The sequence below is a fragment of the Flavobacterium sp. 38 genome (assembly GCF_057799715.1).
In genome coordinates this window covers 354,420-369,308 of sequence record NZ_JBYNWZ010000005.1, presented here as the reverse complement: position 1 = coordinate 369,308, position 14,889 = coordinate 354,420, and the positions used below count along the sequence as shown (strand labels likewise).

Annotated in this window: 8 protein-coding genes; 2 read left to right on the top strand and 6 right to left on the bottom strand. The window is 35.1% G+C overall.

The window, feature by feature from the left end; all coding sequences use genetic code 11:
- Window positions 1-52 precede the first annotated feature (52 nt).
- From AC3E9W_RS15345 to porU, 5 genes are all read right to left on the bottom strand, one after another.
- Entirely contained in the window at window positions 53-1,696 is a 1,644-nt protein-coding gene (locus AC3E9W_RS15345; RefSeq protein ID WP_488769024.1) for a dihydrolipoamide acetyltransferase family protein, read from the bottom strand.
- Between the two features lie 5 nt (window positions 1,697-1,701).
- Entirely contained in the window at window positions 1,702-2,700 is a 999-nt protein-coding gene (gene pdhA, locus AC3E9W_RS15340; protein WP_306155854.1) for a pyruvate dehydrogenase (acetyl-transferring) E1 component subunit alpha, read from the bottom strand.
- Between the two features lie 159 nt (window positions 2,701-2,859).
- A complete protein-coding gene (cdd, locus tag AC3E9W_RS15335) occupies window positions 2,860-3,342 on the bottom strand; it encodes a cytidine deaminase (RefSeq protein ID WP_488769023.1) in 483 nt (160 codons plus the stop codon).
- A gap of 79 nt (window positions 3,343-3,421) precedes the next feature.
- Window positions 3,422-4,627, bottom strand: a complete 1,206-nt coding sequence (gene porV / locus AC3E9W_RS15330) for a type IX secretion system outer membrane channel protein PorV (RefSeq protein ID WP_488769022.1) — start codon at window positions 4,625-4,627, stop codon at window positions 3,422-3,424.
- Window positions 4,628-4,667: 40 nt separating this feature from the next.
- A complete protein-coding gene (porU, locus tag AC3E9W_RS15325; RefSeq protein WP_488769021.1) occupies window positions 4,668-8,504 on the bottom strand; it encodes a type IX secretion system sortase PorU in 3,837 nt (1,278 codons plus the stop codon).
- A gap of 212 nt (window positions 8,505-8,716) precedes the next feature.
- On the opposite strand from porU, the gene gldJ reads away from it, so the two are divergent.
- Together gldJ and AC3E9W_RS15315 are read left to right on the top strand one after the other, a co-directional pair.
- On the top strand, window positions 8,717-10,402 hold the full coding sequence (gldJ, locus tag AC3E9W_RS15320) for a gliding motility lipoprotein GldJ (RefSeq protein ID WP_306155935.1): 1,686 nt from the start codon (window positions 8,717-8,719) through the stop codon (window positions 10,400-10,402).
- A gap of 106 nt (window positions 10,403-10,508) precedes the next feature.
- A complete protein-coding gene (locus AC3E9W_RS15315) occupies window positions 10,509-11,795 on the top strand; it encodes a UDP-N-acetylmuramoyl-tripeptide--D-alanyl-D-alanine ligase (RefSeq protein WP_488769020.1) in 1,287 nt (428 codons plus the stop codon).
- A 40-nt stretch (window positions 11,796-11,835) separates the two neighbouring features.
- On the opposite strand, the gene AC3E9W_RS15310 is transcribed toward AC3E9W_RS15315, so the two are convergent.
- Entirely contained in the window at window positions 11,836-14,715 is a 2,880-nt protein-coding gene (locus AC3E9W_RS15310) for a triple tyrosine motif-containing protein (RefSeq protein WP_488769019.1), read from the bottom strand.
- Window positions 14,716-14,889: the final 174 nt, after the last annotated feature.

The following is a 14,889-nucleotide window of genomic DNA, read 5'->3' as shown; positions in this document are numbered from 1 at the left end:
TCGGGACGGGATTTAATTATAACCTTCGACTTCGCTCAGGTTGACAAATAAATTATGCCAACATTGTAACTGGGCTTTCGATGTATTGTTTTAATGTTTGTAAGAACTGAGCTCCAGTTGCACCGTCGATAGTTCTGTGGTCGCAAGCTAATGATAACATCATGGTGTTTCCAACTACAATCTGACCGTTTTTAACAACAGGTTTCTCAACAATTGCACCAACAGAAAGGATTGCAGAGTTTGGCTGATTAATGATTGAATTAAATTCAGTAATACCAAACATACCAAGGTTAGAAACTGTAAATGTGCTTCCTTCCATTTCTTGTGGTCCCAATTTCTTGTTTTTAGCTCTTCCAGCAAGATCTCTTACGCTTCCGCCAATTTGAGATAAACTCATAGCATCTGTAAATTTCAATACAGGAACTACTAATCCGTCTTCAACAGCAACAGCAACACCAATATTTACGTGGTGGTTGATGATAATAGCATCTTCTTTCCAAGTAGAGTTAATTTTTGGGTGTTTTTTCAATGCTAAAGCACAAGCTTTAATTACCATATCGTTGAAAGATACTTTTGTATCTGGAACGCTATTGATAGCAGCTCTAGCTTGCATTGCTTCGTCCATGCTTACCTCGATTACTAAGTTGTAGTGAGGAGCAGTGAATAATGACTCAGAAAGACGTTTTGCAATAATTTTACGCATTTGAGAGTTTTTGATCTCTTCTGTGTAAACTTCTCCAGCAGGAACAAATACTTTTGGAGCAGCAGCTTTTTCTTCCGCTTTTGCAGCAGGTGCAGAAGCGTTAGATGCAGGTGCAGCTTGAGCAGATGGAGTAAAGTTCTCGATATCGCTTTTTACGATACGTCCGTTTTCTCCAGAACCTTTAACTTGAGATAATTGAATTCCTTTGTCAGAAGCAATTTTTTTAGCTAATGGAGAAGCTAAAATTCTTCCGTTTGAAGTTTCAGCAGCAGCTTCTGGCGCTTTTTCAGCAGCAGGAGCAGCTTTTGTTTCTTCAGCAGCAGGAGCACTTGCAGGTGCAGCACCTCCGGCAGAGAAATTGTCAGCAATTCCAGAAATGTCAGTTCCTGCAGGTCCGATGATCGCTAATAAGCTGTCAACAGGAGCAGTATTTCCTTCTTGAATTCCGATGTATAATAATGTACCAGCATTGAAAGACTCAAACTCCATAGTAGCTTTGTCTGTTTCAATTTCTGCCAAGATATCACCTTCAGCAACAGTATCACCAACTTTTTTCAACCAGCTAGCTACCGTTCCTTCTGTCATTGTATCACTCAAACGAGGCATAGTTACTACTATAACTCCTTTTGGTAATTCAGTTGCTGCTTTTGCAGGAGCAACAGTTTCTGTTTTTGCTTCAGCAGCAGGAGCATCCGCTTTTGGAGCTTCGGCAGCAGGAGCATCACCACCAGCTAAAAGAGCAGAAATATCTTCTCCTTCGTTACCAATGATAGCTAATAATGAATCAACTGGAGCAGTTTCTCCAGCCTGAATTCCGATATGTAAAAGAGTTCCTTCGTTAAAAGATTCGAACTCCATTGTTGCTTTGTCTGTTTCAATTTCTGCTAAGATATCGCCTTCGCTTACTTTATCGCCTACTTTTTTAAGCCAAGTCGCTACCGTTCCTTCCGTCATTGTATCGCTCAAACGAGGCATTGTTACTTTAATTGCCATAATTCTTATAATTTATGAGGTGTAAATGGATAGTCTTCTTGTGCGTATACTACGTCGTATAATTGTTGTAAGTCTGGGTATGGAGATTCTTCAGCGAATTTTTGACATTCTTCTACTAAATCTTTAACTCTTTGGTCAATTACTTCAATTTCTGCTTCAGTAGCATATTTTTGATCTAAGATTACGTCTAAAACTTGAGTAATCGGGTCGATTTTTTTGTACTCTTCAACCTCTTCTTTAGAACGGTATAATTGTGCATCAGACATAGAGTGTCCTCTGTAACGGTACGTTTTCATTTCAAGGAAAGTTGGCCCGTCTCCGCGACGTGCTCTTTCGATAGCTTCGTGCATTGCTTCAGCAACTTTTACAGGATTCATTCCGTCTACAGGTCCGCAAGGCATTTCGTAACCTAAACCTAATTTCCAGATGTCAGTGTGGTTTGCAGTTCTTTCTACAGAAGTTCCCATTGCATAACCGTTGTTCTCAACGATAAATACAACTGGAAGTTTCCATAACATAGCCATGTTGAAAGCTTCGTGTAAAGAACCTTGTCTTGCAGCTCCATCACCAAAGTAGGTCATGGTAACACCGCCAGTGTTGAAATATTTATCTGCGAAAGCAATACCAGCTCCCACAGGAATTTGAGCACCTACGATACCGTGTCCTCCGTAAAAACCATGCTCTTTAGAGAAAATGTGCATAGAACCTCCCATACCTTTAGAAGTTCCTGTTGCTTTTCCTAAAAGCTCTGCCATTACGTTTCTAGGATCAACTCCCATACCAATTGGCTGAACGTGGTTTCTGTAAGCAGTAATCATTTTATCTTTGGTCAAATCCATAGCGTGCAGAGCACCTGCTAATACAGCTTCCTGACCATTATATAAGTGTAGAAAACCTCTAACTTTTTGTTGGATGTATAACGCTGCAAGTTTGTCTTCAAACTTTCTCCAAAGTAGCATGTCTTCATACCACTTTAAATATACCTCTTTTGTAACTTCTTTCATCTGAATTCTTTCTTTTGCTAAAGTTGTTTGTGTTATCGATTATTGTGCCTGTAACGCAAAATAGTTTCCTCCCACAAATTTGCGCCCGAAAGGTCGGGATGCAAAAATAAGACATTACATTTAAGAACTAAAATTTAAACGCTACTTTTTGGCTTTTTTTTACAAGAACTTTTTATCAAACATTAAAGGGAGTAAATTTTTTAGGGATGCTGATTTATAAACTTCACCTATTTCGCCCATAAAATAGATTTCTATAGGGGTATCTTGTTTTATCTCGTATTCTGCTATTGATTGTCGGCAAGATCCACACGGTGGAATAGGAGCGGTAGTTTGGTTGGTGTCTGAAGCTGCTGTAATAGCCATTTTTAAGATTTTTGCTTCAGGATAGCTGCTTCCGGCATAAAAAATGGCTGTTCTTTCGGCGCAAAGTCCTGACGGATAAGCGGCATTTTCTTGATTAGAACCTAAGATAACTTTTCCGTTGTCTAAAAGTAAAGCGGCGCCCACTTTAAACTTAGAATAGGGTGCGTAAGCTTTTTTTCTAATTTTGACAGCCTGATTCATTAAATCTTGAATATCGGCTGGAAGTTCATTTAAATTATCAAATATTGTAAATGAAGAGGTTATATTGATTTCTTTCATCTGTTTTTAAGGGAAAAAAAATCCAAATTCCTAAAATGCAGGAATTTGGATTGAATTATTTTATTTTGATTTTTTCTCTTTAATAAGTTTCGTATTTGTCTCCAAAGTTAAACGTTAAAGAGAAACGAAGTGTATTTTCTAAAGGATTTTTTATTTTAGATGCTGAGAATAAGTACGAAACATCAATTTTCATAATGTTGTATTTAAATCCTGCTCCTAAAGAGAAAAATTGTTTAGCACCTTTTTCTGGACTTTCATGGTAATAGCCTAATCGCATTGCAAAAGCATCTTGATACATATATTCTGCCGCAACGCTATAGGTAACCTCTTTAATTTCTTCGCTGAAACCTCCTGGAGCATCTCCAAAAGATTTGAAAACGCCTTCGAACCATCCAATGTCATTGTAGTTTCTGTAGCCAATCTCAGTAGCTTCTTGCTGAGAAATATCTTCCGGATCATCAAAATCTCCATCGCCATTTGCATCAACAGCTGTTCCGATTCCTGGAGGGGTTGGAACTAAAAGTTTAGTAAGCTCTGCGCTTAAAGTAAGTTTGTTATAATCGTCAAAGATAAAATCAAATCCTCCTCCTAATCTTAAATTAGCAGGCAAGAAGTTTGAACTTACATCGTCATTATCATAACTGATTTTTGGTCCAAGATTCTGAAGGTTGACTCCAGCTCTCCATCTACCGTTGAAATCTTGGTAAGCAATTTCTTCTGATTGATAAAAAGCGGCTACATCAACTGCAAAAGAACTCGCAGAAGTAGCATCAACTTCTTCTGAAGCAACTTTTAGATTTGAATTGATAAAACGTCCAGCAACGGCCATCGAGAATTTCTCGCTTAATTTTAGAGAATAAGATCCGTCTAAGGCAAACTCATTCGGATTTACTTCTCTTACAGCTTCATTCGGATCTCCTGTGTATCTTAATTCAATTCCTCCAAAACCAAAATAACGAAAACTTCCTGCAAAAGCACTTTTTTCGTTGATTTTGTTGTAATACGTAATCTGGCCTAATGAAATATCATTGGCAAGATCTGTTAAATAAGGAGTGTAACTGATAGAAAGACCTTGCGCATCTTCAGAAAATGCATATTTCGCAGGGTTCCATTGTTGTGAGAAAACGTCTGCAGAAGTGGCGACACCTTGGTCTGCCAAACCTGCTGCTCTAGCATCAGCAGCGACTAATAAAAAAGGTACTCCAGTAACAATAGGTCTTGATTCCTGTGCCTTTGAATTGTAAATGCTAAAAATACAAATTAATAAAAGTGATAGTTTTTTCATTTATGGGACTTGTGTTTTGGTGGTGCAAATATATATAATATTATAGGATGACAAGCTTTTCGTATTTTTCTGCTTTTTTATTTGTTAAATTCGATTTTACAGTCAGTTTGTAAATATACACTCCTTTTCCGATTCTATCACCAAAATCGTCTCTTCCGTCCCATGTTATTTCTCGTGATAAAAATCCTTCTGTTGTAACGGTTTGGTTTTTTGTCCAGACAACTTTACCTGTAATGGTCATTACCTGTACCTGAACATCTAATGGCTCGTATGGTCTGTTGTGCGAAAACCAAAATTGTGTATAAGTAGAAAAAGGATTTGGATAATTAAGAACGTGCGATAATGTCAAGGAATCGTCTCCTACAACTGTAAATTGAATTTCGCTCGTAACGGGATTGTTGTAAACATCCCAAGCGGTAAAACTTATGGTATGCAGTCCAGGAGCTAAATTTCTGAATGGAAAACGTAAATTTCCGTTGGTGTAATCGTCCAATTTTGTCTGATAATAATCATTCAAAATATAAGGATTGCTCACGTCTCCGTCCAAAATAGCGACAATATCATGTCCGATTCCGCTTGCTGTATTAATTCCGTTTTCATCTTCTAAAAAGGCCAAAAGAAAAGGCGATTCATTTGTGATTCCTCCCGATACAAAAGTTTCATCGTTCATATATAACTTCACTTTTGGACTTATATTGTCCTGAGGTGCATTTTCGTTAATTCCTCCAATTTTAATGACGTTATTGTAGCCTGTTTGATTTTCTAAAGATTCATTTTTCTTCGAATAAAAACTAATTCGACCATTGTCAACAGGAATTCTAATATCTCTTGGTACGACAAAACTAAATTCAAATTGACCGTTAGTAACAGAGGCGTTTCCTCTAAAAATGGTTTCTCCAAGAGTTTTAAATTGCATTGGAGGGCTAAAACCATCGTTATTTAAAGTCGTGTTTGTAATTAATTTATCGAAAATAGCTGTGGCTAATTCTCCATTATAATTGCTTAAAAGCGTATTGTTTTCGTCTGTGATTTCTCCAGAAATTTTAATTTTAGATAACGATTTTAAGTCAGGAATTGCTTGCGAAATCACAATATCGTTTACTTTCGTTAAATTAATTCGAGGTTTTGCAATGGCAAGCATTAAAGCAGGATCGCCTATATAAAAGACCACATTGCTGGCAGAACTCGGATTTTCGTTTTTGGATATTCTTAAAGATTCTGCAATCGTATTGTATTGATTCGAGCCGTAAGAAAGAAGGTTTTTGCTGAGCGTTTTATTAAAGTCTTCGGCATTGGTCTGGCCTATTTCGCGAACGGTCGTCAGCATCGAAATAGCGCCTCCTTTCGGATTCCAGAAAACATATTCGCCCGCAGTTGGTCTTGTAGGATCATCAAAACGGGAGAACTCGCAGGTAATCGTAATAAATAAAGGATATTTGTATTGATTGGTAAGATTTTGTCCGTCTGATTTCTCCCAAATTCTTTCGCTGGCTAATCCGTCTTCACCGCCATGTCCTAAATAATTGAATATTAGGGCGCCTTTTTCAAAAGCATTAAAAAAGTCTGTTCTTGCTTTCGGGTAACGTGATCCGCCCGCTGAAGCTTCTTGTGTGTAAGCGTCTAAAAATATTTTATCGATATTAAAAAAAGGTTTTTCAGTTGCAATTTGATCTGCAAGCGCATTTTGGTTGGCTTGTAAAGTCTGATCACCGGCTTTATCTGAATCATCACTAATTAAAACCATATTATTTCTCCAGTTCCCGTATGATTTGGCGTCGTAATACTCGAGAACTTTATTGACCATTTCTTGCGCTTGCGCGTTGTCTGAAACGAGCATTCTTCCTATCGCGATATCAATTCCAGCAAGAGACGGAATAATTACGCCTTCGTTAGCGTCCATTAATCCATAAAAGTCATCAGAAGGAAATGAAGCTTCGCCAACCGTATTACTAATTAGGGATTGATATATAGGTACAATGTTCGTGTTGTTTGAAATTCGGTCTTTATAATCAAACGAAGCGTCTCCAAATAAGTTGACATAACGGACTCTTCTTTCTGAAGAAGAAGCGTTATCGTAAATATATTTAATGCAATTTCTAATAGCTGCAATATCTTGTTTGCCAGAAGAAAATTCCTGATAGATATTTTCTAAAGCAATAACTTTTGTGTTTAAATTGGAGTTTGTTCTATGGAAACTCGCTAATCTTTCAGCTTGTGATACTAAAGATTTTGGAGTTACGATGATATAATCTATATCTTGAAAAGCATTTTGATTGTTTCTAAAAAGCGTTCCTTTTAAATTTTGATTGGCAATTTTTGACTGATTTTCTTTTTGCGGAGCATAATAGTCAGAAGGATCAATGGCTATATATTTTCTGATTTCTCCTAAATTGGCTTTAAAGCTAAAAGAAGCCTGATTTGCATTTTCTATTTTAGATACATTATATAGGTCTGTAACGTCCCAGATTTGAGATATTGCCGAAGCATTTCCGAATGTATAATTGACGATTCCTGCTGTAGAACCAGCAGCGTTGTATTGAAAATGAAATTGTTTGCCTGTTCCTAAAAGCCTTCGTTTGGCAGTCAGATTAATGTAATCTAAAAAGCCTTTTGATCCAGGAACACCATTATTATTATAAGTAAGTTTTATTTTGATATTGTCTGTTCCGGTAAATTGTGCATTTGATGGTAATTTACCTGTAGTATATTTAGTGTCGGAATTGGCTATTAAAGGCGAAAAATTTATAGACCCCGTATTTTGCCCGTTTGCTGCTATTGCAAAAGAGGTAGTGGTTAAAGATGCCGATGCGGCGCTTACTTCTATTTTTACTGGAACCGTGGCGTCAAGATTTGGGAAACTAAATGAGAATTCCTGTTCCTGATTAATATCAAATGCTTCGCCGACCCATTGGCGACCAAGGTGCGCAATGTTGGTTTGGTCAATTTCATGATATTGATAGTCATCAAACGTGTTTAGCTCCAAAGTGCTAATTCCTGTAGGCTGGTTTAAGTTTTGAATTCTCTTTCCGTCACCGCCAGAAGCAGTTATATAATAATAGGACTTGGTGTCGTATAAGTTTATGTTGGTCTGGCTTTCTGAATTCCAAGTATCGGTTCCTTCAGCATAAAAAAGAATGTAATCTTCATTATTGAAAACACCATCATTTTCGCCTGAGATTTGTATCGCATTTTCTGTTAAATCATCAGGATAATAAGTGTTATTGGCCAGAGGAATCATTCTTCCGCCATTTCCATAAATCTTTATTCTCCTCGGATCAGTTTTAGAAGGATCGAATCCTAAACTTTGTAAAAAAGATCGATCAATTCTGTAAACACCTGATTTCTGGATGTAAAATCGGTACCATTCTCCTGAAGCTAAAACAGAATTTGAAATGGCTGTCGATTTTTGAAAGGAAGAAGCGCTGGCAGATCGCGCAGTTGCATTACTGATAAAGTAAGAAAAAGATTTTATGCGTTTGTAGCTGTTTCCTTCTTTAATTATTGGAGACAACGAAAGAAAAGTATACTTTATATCTCTTGCGTTGGTGATAATTACAGTCTCATTTGGTTTTTCTGAGATGTTTTCAAGTGTTAAATCTCCTAAATCTGCTCTAGTGATTGACTCGTAAATGATATTGCTGATTTGCACAGAGCTGCCGCTTGAGACGTTCTGTTGGTTCAAATTTTGGAGGAATGTTATGCTTTTTTTTGTAGTGTCGAAGCGAAAACTGCTTCCTGAGAAGTATGGAATTATGATTTTATTTTCGCCAAAATTTACCTCTTTTTTATTCTGCCAATCTATCGTTATAGCCCCATTTATCTGGGAAAACGAAAGAATTGGAATTAGAAAAAGAGAGATAAGTATTACTTGTTTCATAGGTTTAAAAAGCGAAATTTACTTAAAAAATAATTAGTAAGTAAAAATATAGTATTTCATGTTACAGTAAATAATAAAAAGTATATTTTTGCGTTCGTAACTAAAGGTTATTTTCTGGAAAAAACAGCTAAATAAAATTATTAGAACAGATGTTGCCAATTAAATGTTAATTATTATATTGCAGCACCTAAATTTATCACCTAAGAATGAGTATGAAAGTAAACAAAATTGTAGTCTTGCAGTTAATGATGTCAATGGTATTGATGTTGGGCACGGCTAGTTGTAGCAAAAAATCGAGTTCCTCTCACGCTTCTAGAGCTACTGGCTGGGATGTAGATAGTCAGAATGGAACTGCTGCCAGAAATGCAGGAAAAAAACAACAGGCTGGTCCTGGTTTGGTTTTTGTTGAAGGAGGTACGTTTACTATGGGTAAAGTACAGGATGATGTTATGCACGATTGGAATAACACACCAACTCAACAACACGTTCAATCATTCTATATGGATGAAACCGAAGTTACGAACGGTATGTACTTAGAATACCTAGAGTGGTTAAAGAAAGTTTTTCCACCGACAGAAGAAAATTACAAGAATATTTACGAAGGAGCATCTCCTGATACCTTAGTATGGAGAAATCGTTTAGGTTATAACGAAACGATGACTAATAACTATTTAAGACACCCATCTTATGCTAACTATCCTGTAGTTGGTGTTAACTGGATTCAAGCAGTTGAATTTAGCAAATGGAGAACAGACCGTGTAAACGAGGCTGTTTTAGAAAAAAATGGATATCTTAAAAAAGGTGCTAAAACTAATGATGTAAGTGCTGAAAGTTTATTTAATACTGAAGCTTATGTTGCTTCTCCATCTACTACTTATGGTGGAAACGAAGAATTGGTATTAAAGAAAAACCCTAACGGAAGAAAACCTAGAGCTGGTAAAGACGGTGTAGTTCCTGAAGAGAAAAACGTTTATGCTCAACGTTCTTCTGGTGTTATTTTACCAGAATACAGACTTCCTACTGAAGCTGAATGGGAATATGCAGCAGCTGCTGATGTTGGACAAAGAGAATACAATATCTACAAAGGACAAAAGAAATACCCTTGGTCTGGAGATTATACACGTTCTAACAAACGTAAAAATAAAGGTGACCAATTGGCTAACTTTAAACAAGGAAACGGTGATTACGGTGGAATTGCAGGTTGGTCAGATGATGGAGCTGATATTACGAATGAAGTAAAAAGTTATGCACCAAACGATTTCGGTCTTTATGATATGGCAGGAAACGTTGCAGAATGGGTAGCTGACGTTTACAGACCTATTATTGATAACGAAGCAAATGATTTCAACTACTACAGAGGTAACCAATATGCTAAAAACAAAATTGGTAAAGATGGTAAGTTAGAAATTGTAACGGCTGCTAATATTAAATATGATACTTTAAGTAACGGTAAAGTTATTGCAAGAAACCTTCCAGGAGAAATTGCTCAAGTGCCAGTTGACGAACAAGAAACATATTTAAGAACAAATTTCAGTACAAGCGACAATATCAACTACAGAGATGGTGATAAACAATCTTCAAGATATTTTGACTTCGGAGATTCTGAATCAGGATCAAAAGCAGATCAAGCTATGTACAATTCTCCTAAGCACAACATCACTACTGATAGTTTAGGAAAAATGATCAGAAAGTATGATAACTCTAGTAAACGTACAACTTTAATCGACGATAAAGTAAGAGTTTACAAAGGAGGTTCTTGGAGAGATAGAGCTTATTGGTTAGATCCAGCTCAAAGAAGATACTTCCCTCAAGATATGGCAACTGATTACATTGGTTTCAGATGTGCAATGTCTAGAGTAGGTTCTAAAGCAGAAAAAAGAAAATCTCCTAGAAACTAAATTCTAGAAATTCAATAAAAAAAATTCCAAATTCCAACTGAATTACTCAGCTTTTGGAATTTGGAATTTTTTTATTGCTTATTTTTAATGTAAATAATTTTTATAAATGAATATTCAAGACATTCATAGCTTGTTTTTACAGTGTAGTTCTCTTTCTATAGATACAAGAAAAATCGAAAAGAATTCGATGTTTTTTGCCATTAAAGGAGAGAATTTTGATGCTAATACATTTGCTAAAGAAGCGCTGGATTTAGGGGCTTTATTTGTTGTTATTGACAATGAATCTTTTTTTATTGATGAAAGGACTATTCTAGTAGAAAACAGTCTGCAGACGCTTCAGGAATTGGCAAAGTTTCATCGCAGTTATTTGGCTCTTCCAATCGTTGCTTTGACGGGCAGTAACGGAAAAACGACAACAAAAGAATTAATCAATGTTGTGCTTTCAAAAAAGTTTAAAACAAAAGCTACAATCGGCAACTTAAATAACCATATTGGCGTGCCTTTGACACTGCTTTCTTTTACAAAAGAAACAGAAATCGGAATTGTTGAAATGGGAGCGAATCACCAGAAAGAAATCGAATTTTTGTGCGAAATAGCGCAGCCAGATTTTGGATATATAACCAATTTTGGGAAAGCACATTTGGAAGGTTTTGGTGGAGTTGAAGGTGTAATTGCAGGAAAGAGTGAGATGTACAAATATCTTGCTGCAAACCAGAAAACTGTTTTCGTAAATTTGGAAGATCCTATCCAGATTGAGAAATCAAAAGGGATTAAATCATTTACTTTCGGAGTCAAAAAAGAAAGTGCAGATTTAAATATCCAGAATATTACAGCAAATCCGTTTGTTGCTATTAATTATAATGATTTTGCCATTGAATCACATTTAATTGGACTTTACAACGCTAATAACATAAATGCGGCTGTGTCAATTGGAAAATACTTTGAAGTCAAAGAAAGTGATATAAAGAGCGCTATTGAGAATTATATTCCGGCAAACAATAGATCTCAAATGATGCAAAAAGGTTCTAATGAAATCATTTTAGACGCTTATAATGCCAATCCGAGCAGTATGGCGGTAGCGATTACCAATTTTCTGCAATTGGAAAAGAAAAATAAAATTATGATTCTTGGAGATATGTTCGAATTAGGAGACGAAAGCCTTTACGAGCACAAAGTTATTGTCAATTCTTTGGTAGCTCAAGATCAGGCATTGTGTTTCTTAATTGGAAAATCATTTTATGCAAATCTTGTGTCAAATGAAAATGTAAAGTTTTTCGAAACCTTTGATGAATTTGCATCATTCTTAAAAACGTTCCAATTTGATTCTAATATGATATTGATAAAAGGTTCGCGAGGCATGGCCTTAGAGCGAACTTTAGATTATATTTTATAAAAAGAACAAAGCCATTCGACGCGTCGAATGGCTTTTGTTTTTAAATGCTCATTAGAAAACCTATTAGGTTTTCTTTTTTGTTTAACCCTAGTTTCTTTCTCAAACGGTAACGGGCCAATTCCACTCCGCCTGTTGAAATATTCATGATTTCGGCGATTTCCTTTGTCGACATATTCATTAATAAATAAGTCGATAAATCTAATTCTCGAGGAGATATTGTCGGATATTGCCCTTTTAAGCGCTTTAAAAACTCAAAATGCACATTTTTAATGTGTTTTTCTAAGTCTTTCCAACTTTTGTCGGTATTTACTTCTTTTACAATACTTTTATGCAATTTGCTAAACTCAGATTTAGTGGTTTCATCCAATATTGCAGTATCAATATCTTTCAATTTATGAATGATTCCGTTTAAAACTTTATTCTTTTTAACAACCTGCAATGAGTTGTTTACTAGCTCTTTATCTTTTGCTAAGATTTTAATCTGAAGTTTGTCGTTTTTCAGTTTTTCAATTTCTTTTTCCAAATCATGCTGTTCATGCCTGATTTTAGATTCTTTCTCCAGATATAATCTTCTTTGTTCGATGGTTTCATAATATCTGTTTTTTCTAATTTTCAGCTTAATTCTAACTGAAATTAAATAAGCGCCAAGTAATATGAGCATCAAATAAAACAAATAGGCCAAAAAGTGTCTGTACCATGGCGGCGATACGGTGAATTCAACTTCGGTAATATTCGATTCGATGCCATAGCTGTTTCGGGCTTTTAATTTCATTACATAATTGCCTTCTCTCAAATTGGTGTATTCTTTTATGGCTGTAGACGACCATCCGCGCCAATTTTCTTCAAAAGGCTCCAATTTATAGGAATACATTACATTATCCTGATTTTCGTAAGTTGGCGATGCAAAGGTAAATTTTACACGATTGTATTTGTATGGTATGCTGTACGAGTCCAGTTTGTTGGCTAGATTGCCTGTTAAAATAGTATCTCCAGGATTCGAAAAGCTTTCAATAAAAGCTTTTGGCTTTGTCATAAAAGTATTTGGAATGGTTGAGTTATAATGCGCCAAACGATCTGTTAATCCTATAAAAATGTTTTGAGGATCTATCGCGTTTACAGAGATATAATTGTTTACCAAATTTCCGGTCAAGTTCGAGAATATTGCCTGTTTTTTGGTAAAAGTCCCATTTTTGTTTTTTACTAATACGCCAAGAGATTCATTAAATGCATACCATAAGTTTCCTGTCGGATCTTCGATTAAGGTGTTTATAGTTGGAATTCCGTTAAATAGATTTGTTATTTTCTTATCCTCAAAAAAGGCTTCCTGTTCTACAGAATATCTGTAAAAATGATTTTTTACTTGAAAATAAACTTTCCCATTGATGTTTTGAAGACTATTTATTCCTTTGTATTTTTCGGATATGTTGACGTGTTTTTTGATAAAATCAAATCTTTGCAAATCTTCAGATAATTTTACCTGATATAAGAAAGGATTTTTCTTTAGCCATAAGTAATTAGCGTCTATTTCTACAGAAAAATTATTAGTCGTTTCATCAAATCCTTTTACCTGATGCAGATAATCATATCCTGAAGATGATCGTTTAAAAACTGAAAATCCGTTATAGCTTTCACCAATTATGTAATTTTCGTGGTCGGGTATTTTTTTAAATCCGAAATATCCTTTGTTGTCTAGTATTTTTGATACTCTGTTGTTTTCAATAATTAATGCCCCACTGTTACTGGCGCATATTAGCACATTGTTTAAGACTTGAATATTCCAAACTTGAGAAATCGTTCCTTCAACTCTTGTAAACGGACTGTCTTTAAAAGAACCTCCCCAAGGGTGATAAAATAGCCCTTGATTTGTTGCAACATAAAGATTTCCGTTGTGAGTGGTAGAGGCGTATACTGTTCCTATATTGTAACTGTAATCAAAATATGAAAAAGGCGAATTTTCATTTATAAAAGTGATTCCGTTATCAAGTCCTAGCCAGATATTGCTTTTATTGTCAACAAAGGAAGCTAAAATGGTGTTGTTTTGAATACCTTTTTGACGGTTTAAATGCTGGATTATTTTTCCGTTTAAATCACAGATAATGGCTCCGTCTAATACCGAATTGAGTATTATAAACTTATTTTTGATAATTGATCCCCCCAGCGAAGTGTTTTTCTTAATGAATTCATTAGCCTCTGTTGCCCAAGGTTTGATAACTCCGTTTTCTGAAACAAAAAGCCCTTTTTCTAAAGTTGCATATAATAATTTGTTGTTGGACAATGGGAAAAGAGACCATATTTCCTTATCGTTAAAAACAGTAGTGCCTTTTATTGCTGTAAGTTTTCTGTTTTTATATTCAAGAACTCCTAAGGTTTTATCTTGAAAATAAAGGCGGTTGTTAACCAAAAATGAAAATTGAAATTTGTGAGGAGCGGTTAGCGTTGTAACTTTTTCATTTTTTAGAAAAAAGACCTTGCTGAATGATTGAAAGATAACCTCTCCATTGAAAATGTGAATTCTCCAGATTAAATTAATGTTTTCTTTGTCTATTGGGCTTAAAAGATTGTAAAGGGAATAGTATTTTAAAATTCCCTTTTCGTCATATTTGAAATACCCAAATTCATTATTTCCTCCAACAAATATTCTTCCTAAAGCATCAATTTTTAAGCTTCTAATCTCCGATTTGTTGGGTAAGGAGTATTTATGCCAGTTTGAACCGTCAAATTGAATCAAACCGCTGTTGTTAGCAAAGTAGATATTGCCATTTTTATCCTGATCAATACTCCAGTTTTGAGTTCCACCTTTGTATTCAGATCTCTTATAATTTTTTATATCTGGAATTCCAATATTTTTTACTTGTGAAAAACCTTCTATTTGTAAGAATAACAATAAAATTAATGGTATAGATCTAACTATGGATTTCATAAAATTTTAAATATATTTTTATTATAAATGCGTTATTTTGACTTTATATTGTTGATTTTTTAATCGTTATAAAACTTATTTTTTGAATTTTTTTAAAATTATAACGTAATAGTTCTTATTATGCGAATGTAATATACGTTTTTTTTAATTAACATTTTTATAACAAAATTTTCT

What these genes read in the sequence shown, in the direction of transcription:
- gldJ (WP_306155935.1), top strand. Translation starts at nt 8,717, where the DNA reads ATGAAAGTAAACAAAATTGTAGTCTTGCAGTTAATGATGTCAATGGTA.
- AC3E9W_RS15345 (WP_488769024.1), bottom strand. Translation starts at nt 1,696, where the DNA reads ATGGCAATTAAAGTAACAATGCCTCGTTTGAGCGATACAATGACGGAA.
- cdd (WP_488769023.1), bottom strand. Translation starts at nt 3,342, where the DNA reads ATGAAAGAAATCAATATAACCTCTTCATTTACAATATTTGATAATTTA.
- porV (WP_488769022.1), bottom strand. Translation starts at nt 4,627, where the DNA reads ATGAAAAAACTATCACTTTTATTAATTTGTATTTTTAGCATTTACAAT.
- porU (WP_488769021.1), bottom strand. Translation starts at nt 8,504, where the DNA reads ATGAAACAAGTAATACTTATCTCTCTTTTTCTAATTCCAATTCTTTCG.
- pdhA (WP_306155854.1), bottom strand. Translation starts at nt 2,700, where the DNA reads ATGAAAGAAGTTACAAAAGAGGTATATTTAAAGTGGTATGAAGACATG.
- AC3E9W_RS15315 (WP_488769020.1), top strand. Translation starts at nt 10,509, where the DNA reads ATGAATATTCAAGACATTCATAGCTTGTTTTTACAGTGTAGTTCTCTT.
- AC3E9W_RS15310 (WP_488769019.1), bottom strand. Translation starts at nt 14,715, where the DNA reads ATGAAATCCATAGTTAGATCTATACCATTAATTTTATTGTTATTCTTA.